Consider the following 18,974-nt stretch of genomic DNA (forward strand, 5'->3'; position numbering starts at 1 on the left):
CTGGCCGCCCCCTGTGCGCTCCCTGCGCCATGAGTGACATAACGCAGACGATTAACCGGGAGCGCAATGTGCGCTGAAGCCACCGATAATATAAACAACCACACTGCAGTGCTTCCCCTCACCCTGGCCCTCGCCCGGAGGGAGAGGGCACCGTCCGGCTGGCGTTTAGGCCCGGCAAGCGTACTGCCAGGTAACGTTATCCGATGCCACTCCCCTACTTCGCCAGGCTGGCAAAGCGAGCAAAGACCGCATCAAAAATCGCCAGTCCTTGCGCCACCTGCTCAGCAGTAATGGTGCACGGCGGAACCACGTGAATGCGGTTCTCCACCACAAAGGCCAACAGCCCGGCCTCGGTTAAGGCCCCTTTGATCGCGGCCATGTCGGCGGCAGTCAGCGGCGTTTTTTGTTCACGGCTGCTCACCAGCTCCAGCGCCTGGAACAGGCCGCGACCACGCACCTCGCCGATAATGGCGTGCTTCTCCGCCAGCGCCTCGAGACCGGGGCGCAGCACCTCGTTGCCGATATAGGCCGCGTTCTCAACCACCTTCTCCTCTTTCATCGCGTCGATGGTGGCGACAATCGCCGCCATCGCCAGCGGATGGCCGGAGTAGGTCAGCCCGCCGGCAAAAAAGTGGTCGTCAAAATAGCGGGCAATCGGCTCGCTAATCAGCACCCCGCCCGCCGGCACGTAGCCCGCGTTAACCCCTTTGGCAAAGGTCACCAGATCCGGCACCACGCCATCCTGCTCGAAGGCGAACCAGCTGCCGGTACGGCCAAAGCCGGCCATCACCTCATCGAGGATCAGCACGATGCCAAACTCGTCGGCCAGGGCGCGCACACCCTGCATATAGCCTGCCGGCGGCACGAGGATCCCGGCGGTGCCGGGGATGGACTCCAGCAGGATCGCCGCGATGGCCGTCGGCCCCTCGCATTCAATGATCCGCCGCAGATGCGCCAGCGCGCGCTGGCACTCCTCTTCCTCGGTCGCGGCGTTGAACTCGCTGCGGTAAAGGTAGGGGTTGAAGAAGTGCACATGGCCGCGGGAGAACTCATTCGGCACCCGGCGCCAGTCGCCGGTGGCGGCAATCGCGCTGCCGGTGTTGCCATGATAGGAACGATAGGCCGACAGCACCTTGTCGCGCCCGGTATAGAGCCGCGCCATGCGAATCGCGTTCTCATTGGCATCTGCCCCAGCGTTGGTGAAGAACACCTTGCTGAAGCCCGCCGGCGCCAGGTCGACGATGCGCTTCGCCGCTTCGCCGCGGGCAAGGTTGGCGGTGGCGGGCGCGATGGTGACCAGGGTCTCCAGCTGCGCCTTCATGGCCGCCAGTACCCGGGGGTGCTGATAGCCAATGTTGACGTTCACCAGCTGGCTGCTGAAATCGAGCCAGGTATTCCCCTCGTAATCCCATAGCTCGCAGCCTTGCGCCCCGGCAATCACCAGCGGATGGAGATTGCCCTGCATCGACCATGAATGAAACACATAAGCGCGATCCAGCTGCCGAACTTCATCATTGCTTACCGCGACCTCGTTCTGTAGTGCCAGCTTCATACCCTGCCCTCTCTCATGTCGTTGTGGTTGGCTTCATCATTGGCCGCGGCAACGCAAAACGGATAGAGCCAGTGCGCGAAAAACGATGTGACACGGTGTCACATCCGCGTCCGCCGTCTGGCCCTGTGCCTTGCCGTCCGGCGTTTTTATAGTGGAGGGACAACCGCACAGGAGAATGACATGGCAACGAGCAACGTAGTGTTTATCACCGGGGCGACCTCGGGTTTTGGCGAAGCGGCAGCGCAGGTGTTTGCCGACGCGGGCTGGTCGCTGGTGCTGAGCGGGCGCCGCTATCCGCGACTGAAGGCCTTGCAGGACAGACTCGCCGCCCAGGTGCCGGTGCATATTATTGAGCTTGACGTTCGTGACAGCGAGGCGGTGGCTGCCGCCGTGGCGTCGCTCCCCGCCCCCTTCGCCGATGTCACCACCCTGATCAACAACGCCGGGCTGGCGCTGTCGCCACTGCCGGCGCAGGAGGTGGCGCTGGAGGACTGGAAAACGATGATCGACACCAACGTCACCGGTCTGGTGACGATGACCCACGCCCTGCTGCCGACGCTGATACGCCATGGCGCCGGGGCGAGTATTATCAATATCGGCTCGATCGCCGGGCAGTGGCCCTATCCCGGCAGCCATGTGTATGGCGCCAGCAAGGCGTTTGTGAAGCAGTTCAGCTATAACCTGCGCTGCGATCTGCTTGGCACCGGCGTGCGGGTCACCGATCTGGCGCCGGGGATTGCCGAGACCGAATTTACCCTGGTGCGTACCAAAGGCGACCAGGCGGCATCGGATAAGCTCTATCGCGGCACCACGCCACTGAGCGCGCGCGATATCGCCGAGCAGATGTTTTATATCGCCACGTTGCCGGCGCATATGAACATTAACCGGGTGGAGGTGATGCCGGTCCGTCAGGCGTGGCAGCCGTTCGCTATTGACCGGGACTAGGCAGGCGCGTGGTTTTTCCCTTGCCGGCGCTGCCGGCAAGGGATGCAAGCCGGACTAACGGCTGCTTTGCAGAAACTGCCTGACGCGTTCAGAGTCAGGCTGAGTGAAGAACTTCTCCGGCGGCGCCTTCTCAATCAGCAGCCCCTTCTCCAGAAACACCACCTCGTTGGATACCTGGCGGGCAAAATCCATTTCGTGCGTCACCACTACCATGGTGTAACCCTCGGCGGCGAGGGCTTTCATTACCCCCAACACCTCATTAACCAGCTCCGGATCCAGCGCCGACGTCGGTTCATCGAAGAGAATAACTTCGGGCGACATCGCCAGCGAACGGGCGATCGCCACCCGCTGCTTCTGCCCGCCGGAGAGAGTGATCGGGTAAACATCGGCTTTGTGCGCCATGCCCACTTTCTCCAGCTGCTGCATGGCAATGGCCTTCGCCTCGTCTCGTTTCATGCCCTTAACGTGCAGCAGCGCCTCGCTGACGTTTTGCTGAACGGTCAGATGCGGCCACAGGTTAAAACTCTGAAAGACCATCCCCACCCGCTCGCGAATTTTGGCCAGCTGGCGGTGCGACATCGCCCGGCCGCGCTGTTCATCAATCCCCAGTCGCTGACCGCCGATATGAATTTCACCGCGGTCCGGCTGTTCCAGCCAGTTCATACAGCGCAGCAGTGTGGATTTTCCCGACCCGGACGAGCCGAGAATACTCACCACGGTCCCCTTCTCCACCGTCAGGTTAATATCCCGCAGGACTTCCACATTATCGAACTGTTTGGAGACGTTTTTGACGCTTACGGCAATAGACTCAGGCATGGCTCATTCCTCTTTTGGCTCCCCAGGCGGTCAGGCGCTTAATCAGCAGCTCCAGCAGAATGCTGATCGCCCAGTAAAGCCCAATGGCGACGATAAAGGCGTTAAACGGAATAAAATAGGTAGCCTGGACGCTGTTGGCGGCGGCGGTGATCTCCTGAACGGTAATAATGCTCAGGAAAGCGGTGTCCTTCAGGCAAATAATCAGCTGATTGCCGATCAGCGGTAAGGCGGAAGAGACGATATTGGGTAAAATAATCCGCCGGAAAATGGCATAGCGCGAAAAGCCCTGAGCAATCGCCGCTTCAATATATCCGCCGGAAAATACCCGCCGCTGGCTGCGCAATATTTCAAAGAAATAGGCGCCATGATAAATAATCAGGGCCAGTAAACCGGCGGTCCACGGCTCCATGCTAATACCGAGCTGCGGCAGCCCGTAATACAGAAGATAAGCGAGGATCAAAAAAGGGATTGCACGCATCAGGCTGACGAAACCAATAATAATCCGGTTAATCACTTTCTTTTGATATTCGCTAAAATAACACAGCGTAATACCGATAATCAGCGCCGCCAGGGCGGCGGTAATAAACAGTTCGAGGGTCGCGAATAACCCGGCAATAAAGCTATCGCGAACCGACCAGATAACGCCCCACTGATTCATAATGCCTCCCGTTCCTAGCGCGCCAGACGCCTGGCTTTACGTTCCGCGATACCCTGCAGCTTCAACAAACAGCCGATGATCACCACATACAGCAGGCCGGCGGCGAGGATCGGCGACAGCGGCTCGTAGGTGACCGAGGAGATACGGTTGGTGACCCGGGTGAGATCCACCACGCCAATCACGGCGATGGCCGGGCTACCTTTGATCAAAAAGGACATCTCATTGACCAGCGCCGGCAGGCTCTCGATCCACATCTGCGGCAGCATGATGTAGCGGAAGTAGGTCCAGCGGCGCATTCCCACCGACTCCGCCGCCTCCCGCTGTTCGCGCGGAAAGGTGCGGAAGGCGTTGCGCCAGATCTCAGCGTTAAACGCCGACGTGTTAAGCGTCAGCGCCACGATGGCGGCCACGTTCTTGTCGAGGTTAATGCCCATCGTCGGCAGGGAAAGGAACAGAAACAGCACCAGCGTCACCAGCGGCGTTGCGCGGGCCAGACTGATATAGACCACCAGCAGCTGGTCGATCACCGGCAGGCGCAGCATCCGCACCAGGGCGATCAGCAGGCCCGCCACCACCCCGAAGGCGATAGCGATGGCCGAAATCCAGAGGGTCGTCCATGCGCCTTCGATTAATAACTGCCAGGAAATTGCATCCATGAGGCCCTCCTTCTCAGCAACAGGCGGCGGTCGCCCGCCGCGGAATATTACAGTCCGGCGAGTTTGTGAAACTGTTCCGGGCTGGTGATCGCCTCGGTCGGCAGGTTGTCATAGGTTTCGCCAAACCATTTTTTCTGCAGCTCGGCGAGCTTGCCGGTCTCCTTCATGTGGTTCATAAACTTGGTCATATAGGCCAGCAGCTGCGGCGAGTTTTTCGGGATCGGCCACGCCATATACCCCGGTCCGGAGACAGCCAGCCCTTTGGCGAAGACCTTCGGTTTGGCTTTCGCCAGGTCGTTTACCGAGATCACCACGTTAATCACGTAATCCAGTCGCTTATTCGCCAGGTCGGCGTAAGCTTCCGGATAGGAGGGATACTCCACCACCGGTCCCAGCTTGCCGCCGGTCTTCTCCAGCATCGCCTTCAGCTCCGGCAAACGCGCCAGCAGCGCGCTCCCGGCCTGTAACCCCACTTTTTTGCCGCTGAGATCGGCAATCGTATTTAACGAAGTATCACCAGCGCGTTTGACGAAATAGTGCTGCGCGGAGGCCCACGGTGGGGTGAAATCAAAAACCTTCAGCCGCTCATCGGTAATAACCGCCCCGGTTAAGGCCATATCGTATTGCCCGGTGGAGACGGCCGCTAATAATCCGGTCCACGGTAATATGCTCTGGTCGACATGGAATTTGGCATATTTACGTAATTCCTCAAGCATATCTTTGTTAAAGCCATCGGCCTGGCCATTATTCATAAAGTTAAACGGCGCATAATCATCTTCCGTCGCCACTTTCAAGGTGCCGGATTTTTCTATTTCCGGAAGATCGGCCGCGACGGCGTGATAAGAAAAAGCGACCGTTAATACAGCGCTCAGACACATTGATGCCAATGATTTTTTCATTATTTCACCCCTGATGGATTGGCCAGACGGGTTCATTCCAGAACGCGAAAAGGTTTCTGCAAAATAGTGGCCGGGGACGTTCCGGTCCACGGCGGCTGAATACGTTTTTAATGTGGGAGCGTTTTTCAATTCCGTATAGAGCCAGATGGGCCGCATCGCTGTGTCAGATGGCGGCAGGGTGGTATGGAATTTGCTGAGTGTAACGGGTGGTCGCAATGCGTTATTGCCAGAGGAGCCCCGTATGATCCGTCACCTGTTACACGTTGATTTTCAGCCTGGCCGCGGTTTGCAGGAACAGGTGCGAGAGACGCTGGTGAATGCCATTCTCAGCGGGATCTTCGCCGCCGACACCCCGCTGCCCTCCTGTCGCCAGCTGGCCAGCCAGCTTCGCGTCTCGCGCAACACCACCGCGCTGGTGTTTGAAAGTCTGGTCAACGAGGGCTACCTGATTAGCCGCCCACGAAGCGGTTACTACCTGCATCCCGACTATCATGAAGCTTCGCCTGCCGCCGTCGAGAGTGCACCGCAGCGCGAAGCCGCTGCACCACGCTGGGGCGACCGGCTGCAGATGACCCCCAGCCAGCAGGAGTCGATCCTCAAACCGGCGGGCTGGATGCACTACCGCTACCCGTTTATCTACGGCCAGCCCGATACCCGGCAGTTCCCGCTGGCCACCTGGCGCTCGGCGGCGAACTGGCTGCACGGCGGGGTGCGCGACCCGGCGTGGGTCATCGACCATATTGACCAGGATGTGCCGATGCTGATCGAGCAGATCCGCACCCGGGTGCTGCCCAAGCGCGGCATTGTCGCCGCGCCGGATGAAATTCTCATCACCCTTGGCTCGCAAAATGCGCTCTACCTGCTGACCCGACTGCTGCTCTCTTCCACCACCCGCATTGGCGTCGAAAACCCCTGCTTTCGCGAAGCCATCAACACCTTTCTGCTCGCCGACGCCGAGGTGGTGCCGCACCCGGTGGATGAAGAGGGGATCGTGCTTAATGAGCGTCCCTGCGATTACTACTATGTCACCCCCGGCCATCAGGTGCCCACCGGGGTGACCATGAGCAGTGCGCGGCGTCGCCAGCTGCTGGAGCATGCCGCCCGCCATGACGCGGTCATTATTGAAGATGATTATGACTCGGAGAGTAACTTTACCCTCAACCCGCTGCCGGCGCTGAAGGCCAGCGATCGCAGCGGCCGGGTGGTGTATGTCAGCAGCCTGTCAAAAGCGCTGTCACCGGGGCTGCGGTTGGGGTTTATGGTCGCCGACCCGGACCTGATCGACGAGGCGCGCGCCCTGCGCCGGCTGGTCTATCGCCATCCGCCGACCAACATTCAGTACCAGATGGCCCACTTCCTTGCCCAGGGCCATTATGAAACCCATCTGCGGCGCTACCACTACGACTCCGCCCAGCGCTGGGAGCGCCTGCACGCCGCCCTGCAGCGCTATCTGCCGTCGTGTCGCGCGCTGGCGGGGAGCGAACATGCTAACGCCTTCTGGCTGCAGACCCCGGCGCAGATCAACACCCAGCAGCTCACCTGGCGCGCCGCCCACGCCGGCGTGCTGATTGAGCCCGGGGCGCGCCATTTTCTCAGCGCCGCGCCGCCGGATAACTACTTTCGCATGGGATTCCACGCCATTAACCCTGACGCCATCGCCCAGGGGGTGGAGGTCCTGCGCGGCCAGCTGGAGCAGATGGGTTAGCGGTATTGTTCATACTCAACGGCGTCGCGCACGCTGAGCAGCGCCTGGCGCAGACTGTCGAAAGGCACCGATCCGAGCGCAATGCGCAGCGCCTGCGGGATCGTGGCGGAGACGCAGAACGGCTCGGCGGTCGACACCGAAATACGGCGTTCCATCAGCGCATTCGCCAGTCGATCGGCCCGGCTCTCTTCACCCAGAGGCAGCCAGACAAAGTACGAATCGGGATGACTGACGACGGGAAGCCCACAAAGCACCTCGCGGGCCACCTGCTGCCGCTGTCGCGCATCCTGTCGTTTCTGCATTTCAAAGCGGGCCACCGTGCCATCTTCAATCCAGGCGCAGATCAGCGAACTTATCAGCGTCGGCGTATTCCACGTCGTGGCGCGGATGGCGCGCTCAATCTCCGGGCGATAGCGCGGCGGAGAGATCACCACCCCCACGCGCAGTCCGGTGGCGATATTTTTTGAAAAACCGGTGACATACACCGTTCTTTCCGGCGCATAGCTGATCACCGGCGGCGGCGGACGGCTCACCAGCCGGGCGTAGGCGGCATCTTCAATAATCAGCAGATCGTGTTGGCGCGCAAGATCGGCCAGCGCCTGCCGCTGCCCGGTGTTGAGCACCCAGCCCAGCGGATTGTGCAGCGTCGGCATGGTATACACCGCCCGCACCCGCCGCTGCTGGCACAGCGTATGAAGCGCCTGCAGGTCCGGCCCCTCCGGTCGACAGGGGATCGCCGCCAGCTCCAGATGATACAGCGCCGCCAGAACCTTGAAGCCCGAATAGGTCAGCGCATCCACCGCCACCACATCCCCCGGACGTAACAGCCCCATGACGGTCACTGCCAGCCCGTGCTGTGCGCCGTTGACGATCAGGACATTTTCCGCATCCGGCGTAAAGTGCTGGCAGGTCAAATGGCGGGCGATAATTTCCCGCTCGGCGAGCCGTCCGGCATGAGGCTGATAGCGCAGATGCGAGTCAATATCGCCCGCCATCGCCAGCTGCCTGAGCGCCTCGCGCAGCGCATCGCCCTGCTCCGGCAGCGAAGGGTAGTTGAAATTGAGATCCACGACATCGGCGGCCACCACCTGTTGATCGACCCCATGCCCCGGCGGCAGTGAGAGGTCGCGCACGAAGGTGCCGCGGCCGGTTTCGCCGCTGACCAACCCCATCTCTTCCAGTTCACGGTAGATGCGCGTGGCGGTGGCCAGCGAGATGCGCTCCCCGGCGGCAAGGGTACGGTGCGTCGGCAGACGGCTGCCTGCGGGCAGCTGCCCGCTGCGGATCGCCTGGGCATATCGGTCGACAACGGCTTTATATCGGGCTTTCATCGTGAAATGTATCTATGACAATAATTTGATTGTATTAGATTGGGCACATTACCATCGCCACAGACGATGCTCAAGCGGGCACAGCACATCTGATAACGCGAGGTTAACGTGGTAGATTCAACAATGGATAAATCGGTGCCCGGTCCCTGGTCCGGATGGCTTCATGGTTTACTGGGGGTGATTATTTTTAGCGGGTCGCTGCCCGCGACGCGGCTGGCGGTGCAGGATATGGATCCGTTCTTATTGACCTTTCTGCGCGCCTCCATCGCCGGGCTGCTTGCCGTCGCGCTGCTGGTCGGCTTTCGCCAGAAACGCCCGCGCCTGGCGCAGCTTGTGCCCTTGATCATCGTCTCATCAGGGGTGGTGATCGGCTTTCCCCTGCTCACGGCGCTGGCCCTGCAGCACATCACCTCGGCGCATTCGATTGTGTTTATTGGCCTGCTGCCGCTGATGACCGCCCTCTTCGGCGTACTGCGCGGCGGCGAACGCCCGCGGCGGGCTTTCTGGATCTTTTCGCTGCTGGGCAGCCTGCTGGTGGTGGGATTCGCCCTGACGCAAAGTGCGGCGGCCTCACTCAGCGGCGATCTGCTGATGCTGGCGGCGGTTATCGCCTGCGGCCTCGGCTATGCGGAAGGGGCAAAGCTGACGCGGGAGCTCGGCGGCTGGCAGGTGATCTGCTGGGCGCTGGTGATAGCCCTGCCGTTGATGCTCCCCGCCTCGCTGATGGTTCAGCCCGCGTCCTGGCATGCCATCTCGGCCTCCTCCTGGGCGGCGCTCGGCTATGTGTCGCTCTTCAGCATGCTGATCGGTTTCATCTTCTGGTACAAAGGGCTGGCCGCGGGCGGGATCGCCGCCGTCGGCCAGCTCCAGCTATTGCAGCCGTTCTTCGGGCTTGGCCTGTCGGCGGCGCTGTTGCACGAAACCGTCAGCCCCTTGATGCTGGCGGTTACGCTGGGCGTGGTGCTGTGCGTGGTGGGCTCGCGCAAATTTGGCCGCCAGCGGGTTAGCGCAGGGAGCGGGAGCCGTGATTGACCGCCCCGTCATCCGCCGTCCCGGGTCGCGGCGGTGTAACCGCCTTACCCGGGTGACAGCATGATAAACGGCTGGAGGACGCGCCGCCGGGGAGGACGACCGTCTACACCGGCCGCGCGTACTGAAGCATCACCTGCAGCAGCACGTTGGCCCCGGCGGCGACGTGCTCCGGCGAGGCATACTCAATTTCGTTATGGCTGATCCCGTCCTTGCAGGGGATAAAAATCATCCCGGTGGGCGCCAGGTAGCTCATATACACTGCGTCATGCCCGGCGCCGGAGACGATCGGCCGCGCCGGATAGCCCAGCCGCTGCGCGGCATCGGCAATGGCCTGCTGGCATTCAGCATCGAACGGCGCCGCCGGATAGTGGCTTACCTGCTTCAGGGCCACCTGCAGACCGCTCTCCCGCTCAACCTCCGCGATAAACGCCCGCAGCTGGCGATCCATCTCGTCCACCAGCGCATCGCTGAGATTGCGCATATCAATGGAGAAGGTGACCTCCCCGGGCACCACGTTGCGGCTGTTGGGCCACACCTGCACGCTGCCGACGGTGCCGCGTCCCTCTTCGCTGCGCCCGGCAATGGCCACCACTTCCTGCATAATGCGGGTCGCCACCTGCAGGGCATCCTGACGCAGGCGCATCGGCGTGGGTCCGGCGTGCGAGGCCTGGCCGGTGACCACGCAGTCGTACCAGCGGATCCCCAGCACGCCCTGCACGATACCGATGGTTTTCGCTTCATCTTCGAGAATCGGCCCCTGCTCAATGTGCGCCTCAAAATAGGCGCCGATGGGATGCTCCCCCGGGGTCTGCTCGCCGATATAGCCGATCTGCGCCAGCGCCTCGCCGACGCTGACACCCTCTTTATCCGTGACGGCCCAGGTCTCTTCCAGCGGGAAGACGCCGGCAAAGACCCCGGAGCCCATCATCACCGGCACAAAGCGCGACCCCTCTTCGTTGGTCCAGAACACCACCTCAATCGGCGCGTCGGTGTCAATCTGCAGATCGTTGAGCGTGCGCACCACCTCCAGCGCCGCCAGCACGCCGTAGTTGCCATCAAATTTGCCGCCGGTGGGCTGAGTGTCAATATGGCTGCCGGAGACGATGGGCGGCAGGCCGGGGTTGCGGCCTTCCCGGCGCATAAACACATTGCCGATTTTATCGATGGTGACGCTCATCCCGGCCTCCCGCGCCCAGCCTATTACCTTGTCCCGCCCCTGGCGGTCGAGGTCGGTGAGGGTCAGACGGCGGCAGCCGCCCTTCGGCGTGGCGCCGATCTGCGCGAGATCCATTAACGACGCCCACAGGCGGTCGCCATTGATGCGCCAGCCGGTGGTGTCGGTCGCGGGGGTAAAAAGTACATCACTGCTCATGGTAGTCTCCTGACATCAAGGTCGCCGCCAGCGTAACCGGCGGTGGGAATGCGCTATCAACGCCTGGTCTTCATCCTGTATGGTTTTTTGCCGCCGATCAGACGGCCAGGGCCTGGGCGTTAGCGTCAATCGCCAGCTCGCGCCAGCGGTGGCAACTCACCGCGTGGCGCTCCGCGACGGATTCCGTCGGCGGCAGACTCTGTTCACAGACCGGGCGACGGTGCGGGCAGCGCTCGGCAAAAGCGCAGCCGGGCGGCAAGCGCGCCAGATCCGGCGGCGCGCCGGGAATGCAGTGCAGGGCATCACCTTTCTTAAGCCCCTCTTTCGGCCGACTGCCCAGCAGCACCTGGGTATAAGGATGGCGCGGGTGGCGCAGGATCTCGCTCATCGACGCTTCCTCGACGATCCGCCCGGCGTACATCACCGCCACCCGGTCGGCGATCTCCACCGCGGCGCCGATATCGTGGGTCACAAACACGATCGACAGCCCGCGCTGCTTTTGCTGCTCACGCAGCAGGATCAGGATCTGGATTTGCACCGTGGCGTCGAGGGCGGTGGTCGGCTCATCCGCCAGCAGCAGCTGCGGGTTACAGGAGAGCGCAAGGGCGATCATCGCCCGCTGGCGCATCCCGCCGGACATCTCGTGCGGGTAAGCATCCAGTCGCCGCTCGGGGCTGGGAATACGCACCTGGCGCAGGGCCTCCAGCGCCCTGTCCCGGGCCGCCTGGCGCGACAGCCATTCGTGGCGGCGCAGCCCTTCAATAATCTGCTGCCCGACGGTGTAGACCGGATCGAAGGCCAGCAGCGGCTCCTGAAAAATCATCGCGCAGCGTCCGCCGCGGTAACGCCGCAGCTGGCTGGCGCTCATCGTCAGCACCTCGTCGTCCCCCACCTGCAGGGTGCCGGAGAGCTCACTGCTCCCTGGCGGGTGCAGGCGCATCAGCGCCCGCAGGGTCACGCTCTTGCCGGAACCCGACTCGCCAATCAGCGCCATCACCTCCCCCTTTTGTACCTCAAAGGAGACCCCGTTGACCGCGTTGATGGTCTGCCCGTCGCGGCGAAAGACGACCCGCAGGTCGCGCACATGGACAAAGGCGTTATCCGACATGGCTGACCTCCTTAAGGGAGATGCTTTGATGCCAGGGCGAGGCCGGCTGCGCCATCAGGCAGGCGCTCTGGTGCCCCTCCCCGACCGCCTCCAGCCGCGGTTTCACCTCGGCGCAGACCGCCTTCGCATGCGGGCAGCGGGTGTGAAAGCGGCAGCCGCTCGGCGGCGCGATGGGGCTGGGGGGATCGCCGCTCAGCGGCGAGGTCAGGGTGCGGTTTTCCGGGTCCATGGAGGGCATCGAGCTTAACAGCGCCCGGGTATAGGGGTGGGCGGAGGCGGTAAACAGCTGCTCCGCCGGGCCAATCTCCACCACTTCGCCAAGGTACATGACGAGGATCCGATCCGACAGCCAGCGTACCACGTGCAGATCGTGGCTGATGAACACGTAGGTCAGCTCGAGAGTCCGTTTCAGCTCCTGCAGCAGCTGCAGCACCTGGGCTTCCACCGATTTATCCAGCGCCGACACCGCCTCATCGAGGATCACCAGCCGCGGCTTCATCGCCAGCGCGCGGGCGATATTCACCCGCTGCCGCTGGCCGCCGGAGAGCGCATGCGGGTAGCGGTCGGCAAAGCGCGCCGGCTCAAGGCCAACGTGCGCCAGCAGATAGCGGGCATATTCGCTGGCCTCTCTGGCGCTGACGCCATGGACGCGCTGGCCGAAGGCGATGCTCTCCTCCATGGTCAGGCGCGGATTGAGCGAAGCATAGCTATCCTGAAAGACCATCTGCACCTGGCGACGGTAGGCTTTCAGCGGCAGACGCGACGAGCCGACCCCCTGTCCGTCGAAGATCAGTTCGCCGCTGTCCTGGGTGAGCAACTGCATCAGCAGCCGGGCAGTGGTCGATTTGCCGCAGCCCGACTCGCCGACCACCCCCAGGGTTTCGCCTTTCATCACCGTGAAGCTGATATCGTCCACCGCCTGCACCACCTCCCGGCCTTTGCCGCCGCGAAAGTACTTCAGCAGGTGATTGACCTTCAGCAGCGGCTGCGCCGGCCCGCCAAGGTCGATATTGATAAAGGGTTGCATCGCTTACTCCTTAATCGCCATTGCCGCACGCAGGCGGTCCGCGAGGATATTGAACGAAATGGAGGTGATAAAAATCATCAGGCCCGGCAGGGCGGCCACCCACGGCTGGGTATAGATTGCCGTGCGCAGCGTATTGAGCATCAGCCCCCACTCGGGCTCCGGCGGCCGCACGCCGAGGCCGAGAAACGACAGGCCGGAGGCGAGGATCATGCACACCGAAATCAGCCCGGTGGAGAAGACGAAGATCGGCCCGAGCACGTTGCCCAACACCTGGACGCGGATAATGGTCAACGCGCTGGCGCCAGTGGCCCGGGCGGCGTCGATATAGTCCATATGTCGCACCTGGGCGGTCACGCTCTCGGCAATCCGCGCCACCTGCGGGACAAACACGAGGGTCAGCGACAGCAGCGCATTGCCGATGCCCGCCCCCAGCGCTCCCGACAGCGCAATCGCCAGCAGGACGGAGGGAAAGGCATAGAACACATCCACGGTGCGCATAATCACGGTATTGGTTTTGCCGCCCGTATAGCCGGCGATAATCCCGATGGCCCCGCCGATAAAAAAGGCGAACACCACCGGGACAATTCCCATAAACAGCGAAAGTCGGGTGCCAAGGATCAGCCGCGACAGCATGTCGCGTCCCAGCTCATCCGAGCCCAGCGGGAAGCCGTCGCTGCCGATGGGTTTCAGGCGCAGGAACATCGACGTTTGATAAGGATCTTTGACGATAAGCCACGGACCGAACAGCGCCAGGGCCAGCAGCAGGAGGATCACCACGCCCACCACCACCCCGCCGGGGTCGCGCAGTAGGCGGCGCAATACCCCGCGCCAGTAACCTTGCCGGGAAGCGTGGGCCGCTGCGGCCGGAACCGCTTTCGTCGTTGCCGTATCCACCATGGTCAGCTCCTCTTAATACGCGGGTCGAGGGTGGTCTGCAGAATATCCACCAGCAGGTTGAGCAGCACGAAAAACAGCGCCAGCACCCAGATGGTGCCCTGCAGCAGGGGCAGGTCGCGCTGAAAAATGGCGGTATTGAGCAGCAATCCGGTTCCCGGCCAGGAGAAAACGGTCTCCACAAGGATCGAGCCGCCCATCAGATAGCCCACCTGCAGCCCCATCACCGCCAGCGCGGTGGGCGCGGCATTTTTCATGACGTGGACAAAGATGCGCGACTCGTTGAGCCCGCGAGCGCGCAGGCCAACGATAAACTCCTGGCTGAGGATATCGGCCACCTGCGAGCGCACGGTGCGGGCGATAATCCCGGTGGGGATCACCGACAAGGTGAGGGCTGGCAGCAGCATGAACTGCAGGTGCGCCCAGTCCCATTGCCAGCCCACCTCGCCTATCGGCCCGCCGCCGGTGGCCGGCAGCAGCGCGAACTTAACGCTGCAGAGGATCACCAGCAGCATCCCCAGCCAGTAGTGCGGCACGCTAACGCCAAATACCGACAACACCGAGGCCAGACGGTCAATGACGCTGTTGCGAAAATAGCCGGCGACAAAGCCGAACAGGCTGCCGAGGACGAAGCCGATCGCCGTCGCCAGCAGCGCCAGGCGCAGGGAGTACGCCACCGCGGTCATCACTTCGTCTATCACCGGGCGGCCGGTGGCGACCGACATACCAAGGTCGCCGTGCAGCGCCCGCCACAGCCAGTGGATAAACTGCATGGGCAGCGGCTTATCAAAGCCGTAAGCCTGCATTAACGTCTGACGCAGCGCCTCCGAGGCGTCCGGCGGCATCACCGACACCAGCGGGTCGCCCGGGGCGATCTGCACCAGCATGAAACAGATCACCGCCACCCCAAGCATGGTGGGGATAGCCAGCAGAATGCGGTATAGCAGCGTATTGATCATCGGTCGCCCCTTTCGCGATTACTCTTTTTTGCTCACCAGGCTGAGGTCGATAAACCAGCTCTGCGGTTGCACCACCCCGGTCACCGCAGGGGAAATCGCACGCGGCCCGACGTCGTGGGCGACAAACAGGAATGGCACCTGATCCACCAGCGCGGCGTGCAGCTCACCGGCCGCTTGGTTCATCTCCGCCGGGGTAAAGGCGTGCTTGACGGCGGCGGCCAGCTTCTCCGTCTCCGGAGTGGAGAAGTAACCCCAGTTGGTCGCCACCGGCGGAAACGCTTTGGCGGTCGAGAAGCGGATCAGGCCAAAGTACGGATCGTTAACCGCGGCGCTGACGTTGATCGCATCGATCCCTTTCGCCGAGGGGTCCCGGGCACCCAGGCGCCAGTTGGTAAACAGGGTGTTCCATTCCACCACTTTGATATCCACATTGAAGAAGCAGCTCTTCAGGCTCTGCTGGATATACTCGTTCATCGGCAAGGGCTGCATCTGCCCGGAGCCGGAGGCCGAGGTGGCCACCGTGACGTGCAGCGGTTTGCTGGCGCTGTATCCGGCCTCGGTCATTAGCTGGCGGGCGGTATCCGGGTCATATTTGATCTGGAAGGTGGGTTTGCCATGCCACGGGCTGTCAGCCTCATAAACCCCGGTGGCCTCGGTCATGTAGCCGCCGAGGTAGCTCTTCAGCTCGGCGCGGTTCAGACACAAGTTGGCCGCTTTGCGCACGCGGATGTCCTGCCACGGCGATCCTTTTTCAAAGGAGAACTGCCAGGGCCACAGGTGCGGCTGGGTATTGGCGTAGAGGTGAAAACCCTGAGACTTGATCTGATCGATGGCGTCCGGCGCCGGGGCTTCAATCCAGTCCACCTGCTTCGACAGCAGCGCCGCGGTACGGGCGTTGGCCTCCGGCAAGGGGATCAGCACCACTTTATCCACCCGGGGAATGCGATCTTTGTTCCAGTAGTCGGGGTTTTTATCGAGGATCAGCTGCTGACGCGGCACCAGCTTCTCCAGTTTGAACGGGCCGCTGCCCACCGCGTGGGCGGCGAAGGCGGTCCACGCCTGTTTGCTGCGCGCGGCGCTATCTCCCGCGCTGGCCGGCACCGCGTCATACTGTTTCTGCCACGCCGTCGGCGAGACGATAAACAGGTTGGTGATGTTGTACGGCAGCAGCGCATCCGGTTCCGAGGTGGTCAGCGCCACAGTGTGGTCGTCAATTTTCTCTGCGCCGGTGAGGGTCGGCATGCGCGACAGGGTGTTGCCGATCTGCCCCGGGGCGTACTGCGGCGCTGCTTTATTCAGCACCTTATCCACGTTCCAGACGATGGCGTCGGCGTTCACCTCCGTCCCGTCATGGAACCTGACGCCCGGACGCAAGGTGAAAATCCAGCGGCTGGTGTTCTGCGGATCGATGTGCCACTCGGTCGCCAGCCCCGGCACCAGACCGCTGGGCTTTTCACCTTGCGACAGATCCCACTCCACCAGCGCGTCGTACAGCGGGATGCCGGTAAAGCGGTTGCCCTCATAGCCTTGATCCGGCTGGCCAAGGGTTAACGGAATATCCGCGGCGGTCATGGCGATCCGCAGCGTGGAGGCGTTGGCAGGTAAGGCGGCGCCCGCCAGGGCCAGTGCGCCGCTCACCGCCACGGCGAGACGACCGGCACGCGAAAATAACGTCTTTTTGTGCATCACATGATCCCTGTTAAATAAAGTGTCACGAATTAACAGGCAAAATGCGTACCAGCTCTTACGCGGACGATAATAGGCCAAAACCGACCGGTAAAATAAGAAGGGCTTATATTATCTCCATGATAATTATGGGAAAATAATTGCGCCTTATTCCGCCGCACCGCCAGCGGGAAATATGTTGCAGAATTGCACCAGCCGCTATATAGCAAATTTCAAATAATCACTCTGCGTCACTTTTTATTCATCCCCCGTCCGCCGCCGCGTATTCTCCGTCGGGATCAATCCCTTCTATACTTCAGGGAACACATCGACCGGGAGAGACTATGCCTTTAGCCGATTTTCACCGCTCCGATCCTTTTACCCTCGGTATCGAACTGGAGCTGCAGGTGGTGAACCCGCCGGGTTACGACCTCAGCCAGGATGCCTCGACGCTGATTGCCGACGTCCAGCATCAGTTGACCGTGGGAGAAGCCAAACATGACATCACCGAGAGCATGCTGGAGATCGCCACCGGGGTGTGCCGCGACATCAGCCATGCCCAAACCCAGCTCAGCGCCATCCAGCAGGCGGTTCAGCGCGCGGCGCTGCGCCATCATCTGCAGATCTGCGGCGGCGGTTCGCACCCCTTTCATGCCTGGCAGCGTCAGCAAATCAGCGACAATCCGCGCTATGTTAAAACCGTCGAGCATTTTGGCTATCTGGCGCAGCAGGCCACGGTCTTTGGCCAGCATGTGCACGTCGGCTGCCAGAGCGGCGACGACGCCCTCTATCTGCTGCACGGCCTGTCGCGCTTTGTACCGCACTTCATCGCCCTTAATGCCGCCTCGCCGTGGTTTGACAGTACCGACAGCCGTTTCGCCTGTTCACGCCTGAACCGCTTCTCCTCCTATCCCGACAACGGTCCGATGCCGTGGGTGGCAGACTGGCAGGGGTTTCGTCGCCTGTTCCGCCAGCTGAGCTACACCAGCATGATCGACAGCATGAAGGATCTGCACTGGGATATTCGCCCCAGCCCGCAGTTTGGGACCGTCGAGGTGCGGGTGATGGACACTCCCCTGACCCTCGCCCAGGCGATCCATATCGCCGGCTTTATACAGACCCTGGCCTGCTGGCTGTTGACGGAGCGCCCTTTTAAGCACCAGCCTGATGATTATCTGCTGTACCCCTTTAACCGCTATCAGGCGTGCCGCTATGGGCTGGACGGGACCCTCACCGACGTGCGCAGCGGAGAGCAGCGCAGCATCCGCCAGGAGATCCTGCAGCTCGCCGACCGGCTGGCTCCCTTCGCCCATCAGTTGAAGGCGACGGCGGCGCTGGAAGCGGTGGTCCGCCAGGCGAAATCGCCGCACAGCGAAGCGCAGCAGATGCGCGACTTTATCGCCAACGGCGGTTCGCTTTCCGGCCTGGTGCAAAAACACTGTGAGATTTGGGCGGCATAAGGCAGCGAGGCGGGTATACTCGGCGCAGACCATAGAAAGGACTGCCCATGTTATTACGTTGCCTGCTCCCCCTGGCGCTGCTGCCCCTGGCCGCCGTCGCCAGCGCCGCCTGTACCCTCACCGACCCGACGCTGACCCTGCAGAGCTATCGGGTGGATGCGCAGAAAGAGCGCATTGCGATGTACTGGCAGGATCGGCACGGCAAAGCGTGGGGTTCCCTGCGTTCGCTGCTGGCGGGTATCGATGGCGACGGCCGGGTGCAGATGGCGATGAACGGCGGCATTTACGATAAAGCCTACGCGCCGCTGGGGCTGTATATCGAAGACGGTAAACGGCTGACGCCGGTAAACCGTTCCGCCGGCGGCGGGAACTTCTTTATCCGCCCCGGCGGCGTGTTCCTGGTGGCGAACGACCGGGCGAAAATCGTGCCGCTGCCGGCGTACAAACCCTCTCCCGCCATCCGCTATGCGGTGCAGTCCGGCCCGATGCTGATTGAGAATGGCGTCATCAACTGGCGGCTGAAGCCCTCAGCCAGTTCGCGCAAGCTGCGTAACGGGGTGGGTATCGATAAGCAGGGCCGGGTGGTGTTTATGCTCAGCGATCGCGAGACCAACTTCTATGATTTTGCCTGCTATGCGCAGTCAAAGCTTGGGGTGCGGCAGATGCTCTATCTCGATGGCACCCTGTCGAAGATGTACCGCAAAGGCGGCAGCGTGCCGTGGCAGTATCATCCGTTCGTGACCATGATAACGGTGGAGAGGAAATAGCAGGCGCCCGGCACAAAAGCGGCGCCGTGCCCGCCGTCCTTACCCGTTCACCAGCGAAGGACTACCCTTTTCTGCCAAACGCAACGTGAACGGAAAATTCCCCCTCACCCTAACCCTCTCCCACAGGG

The 18,974-nt window shown here is 62.0% G+C and carries 17 protein-coding genes; 5 read left to right on the forward strand and 12 right to left on the reverse strand.

All coding sequences use genetic code 11. The features are described 5' to 3' along the window. Positions 1-214: 214 nt before the first annotated feature. On the reverse strand, positions 215-1,552 hold the full coding sequence (locus tag NKJ21_RS27035) for an aspartate aminotransferase family protein (protein WP_008805555.1): 1,338 nt from the start codon (positions 1,550-1,552) through the stop codon (positions 215-217). A 180-nt stretch (positions 1,553-1,732) separates the two neighbouring features. Here NKJ21_RS27035 and NKJ21_RS27040 point away from each other — a divergent pair, with 180 nt between their 5' ends. After that, on the forward strand, positions 1,733-2,497 hold the full coding sequence (locus NKJ21_RS27040; RefSeq protein ID WP_008805554.1) for an SDR family NAD(P)-dependent oxidoreductase: 765 nt from the start codon (positions 1,733-1,735) through the stop codon (positions 2,495-2,497). 54 nt (positions 2,498-2,551) lie between these two features. Here the strand turns inward: NKJ21_RS27040 and NKJ21_RS27045 are convergent, their stop codons facing one another. From NKJ21_RS27045 to NKJ21_RS27060, 4 genes are read right to left on the reverse strand one after another with little or no spacing between them, the layout of a single operon-like run. Beyond that, positions 2,552-3,313: an amino acid ABC transporter ATP-binding protein gene (locus NKJ21_RS27045; protein ID WP_008805553.1), complete on the reverse strand. Its 762-nt coding sequence runs from the start codon at positions 3,311-3,313 to the stop codon at positions 2,552-2,554. Next, entirely contained in the window at positions 3,306-3,971 is a 666-nt protein-coding gene (locus NKJ21_RS27050; protein ID WP_040973808.1) for an amino acid ABC transporter permease, read from the reverse strand. Before NKJ21_RS27050 ends, NKJ21_RS27045 begins: the two co-directional genes overlap by 8 nt. Before the next feature lie 14 nt (positions 3,972-3,985). Next, on the reverse strand, positions 3,986-4,627 hold the full coding sequence (locus NKJ21_RS27055; protein ID WP_004142522.1) for an amino acid ABC transporter permease: 642 nt from the start codon (positions 4,625-4,627) through the stop codon (positions 3,986-3,988). 47 nt (positions 4,628-4,674) lie between these two features. Then, positions 4,675-5,526, reverse strand: a complete 852-nt coding sequence (locus NKJ21_RS27060) for a transporter substrate-binding domain-containing protein (RefSeq protein ID WP_002893184.1) — start codon at positions 5,524-5,526, stop codon at positions 4,675-4,677. Positions 5,527-5,767: 241 nt separating this feature from the next. On the opposite strand from NKJ21_RS27060, the gene NKJ21_RS27065 reads away from it, so the two are divergent. Continuing rightward, positions 5,768-7,231: a PLP-dependent aminotransferase family protein gene (locus tag NKJ21_RS27065; RefSeq protein WP_004176948.1), complete on the forward strand. Its 1,464-nt coding sequence runs from the start codon at positions 5,768-5,770 to the stop codon at positions 7,229-7,231. On the opposite strand, the gene NKJ21_RS27070 is transcribed toward NKJ21_RS27065, so the two are convergent. Then, positions 7,228-8,562, reverse strand: coding sequence for a PLP-dependent aminotransferase family protein (locus NKJ21_RS27070; RefSeq protein ID WP_060876207.1), 1,335 nt, complete (start codon positions 8,560-8,562; stop codon positions 7,228-7,230). The genes NKJ21_RS27065 and NKJ21_RS27070 overlap by 4 nt on opposite strands. A 123-nt stretch (positions 8,563-8,685) precedes the next feature. Between NKJ21_RS27070 and NKJ21_RS27075 the strand changes: the two genes are divergently transcribed. Further along, positions 8,686-9,594 (forward strand): DMT family transporter, encoded by a 909-nt coding sequence (locus tag NKJ21_RS27075; protein WP_032691344.1) that lies wholly within the window; start codon positions 8,686-8,688, stop codon positions 9,592-9,594. A gap of 103 nt (positions 9,595-9,697) precedes the next feature. Here NKJ21_RS27075 and NKJ21_RS27080 read toward each other — a convergent pair whose 3' ends face one another. From NKJ21_RS27080 to NKJ21_RS27105, 6 genes are all read right to left on the reverse strand, one after another. Beyond that, positions 9,698-10,966, reverse strand: coding sequence for a Zn-dependent hydrolase (locus NKJ21_RS27080; RefSeq protein WP_012542516.1), 1,269 nt, complete (start codon positions 10,964-10,966; stop codon positions 9,698-9,700). 97 nt (positions 10,967-11,063) lie between these two features. Then, positions 11,064-12,074: an ABC transporter ATP-binding protein gene (locus NKJ21_RS27085; protein ID WP_088717793.1), complete on the reverse strand. Its 1,011-nt coding sequence runs from the start codon at positions 12,072-12,074 to the stop codon at positions 11,064-11,066. Beyond that, on the reverse strand, positions 12,064-13,101 hold the full coding sequence (locus NKJ21_RS27090; RefSeq protein ID WP_012968748.1) for an ABC transporter ATP-binding protein: 1,038 nt from the start codon (positions 13,099-13,101) through the stop codon (positions 12,064-12,066). Before NKJ21_RS27090 ends, NKJ21_RS27085 begins: the two co-directional genes overlap by 11 nt. 3 nt (positions 13,102-13,104) lie before the next feature. Next, complete coding sequence (locus NKJ21_RS27095) at positions 13,105-13,998, reverse strand: ABC transporter permease (protein WP_008805546.1); 894 nt, start codon at positions 13,996-13,998, stop codon at positions 13,105-13,107. Positions 13,999-14,000: 2 nt separating this feature from the next. Beyond that, positions 14,001-14,954 (reverse strand): ABC transporter permease, encoded by a 954-nt coding sequence (locus tag NKJ21_RS27100; protein WP_012968749.1) that lies wholly within the window; start codon positions 14,952-14,954, stop codon positions 14,001-14,003. An 18-nt stretch (positions 14,955-14,972) separates the two neighbouring features. Continuing rightward, positions 14,973-16,640: an ABC transporter substrate-binding protein gene (locus NKJ21_RS27105; protein ID WP_023297185.1), complete on the reverse strand. Its 1,668-nt coding sequence runs from the start codon at positions 16,638-16,640 to the stop codon at positions 14,973-14,975. Positions 16,641-16,963: 323 nt separating this feature from the next. Between NKJ21_RS27105 and NKJ21_RS27110 the strand changes: the two genes are divergently transcribed. Together NKJ21_RS27110 and NKJ21_RS27115 are read left to right on the forward strand one after the other, a co-directional pair. Next, complete coding sequence (locus NKJ21_RS27110) at positions 16,964-18,079, forward strand: YbdK family carboxylate-amine ligase (protein ID WP_008805544.1); 1,116 nt, start codon at positions 16,964-16,966, stop codon at positions 18,077-18,079. Between the two features lie 47 nt (positions 18,080-18,126). After that, a complete protein-coding gene (locus NKJ21_RS27115; protein ID WP_032732660.1) occupies positions 18,127-18,846 on the forward strand; it encodes a phosphodiester glycosidase family protein in 720 nt (239 codons plus the stop codon). Positions 18,847-18,974: the final 128 nt, after the last annotated feature.

It is taken from the genome of Klebsiella sp. SWET4 (genome assembly GCF_024296565.1).
Lineage (GTDB): Bacteria > Pseudomonadota > Gammaproteobacteria > Enterobacterales > Enterobacteriaceae > Klebsiella > Klebsiella variicola.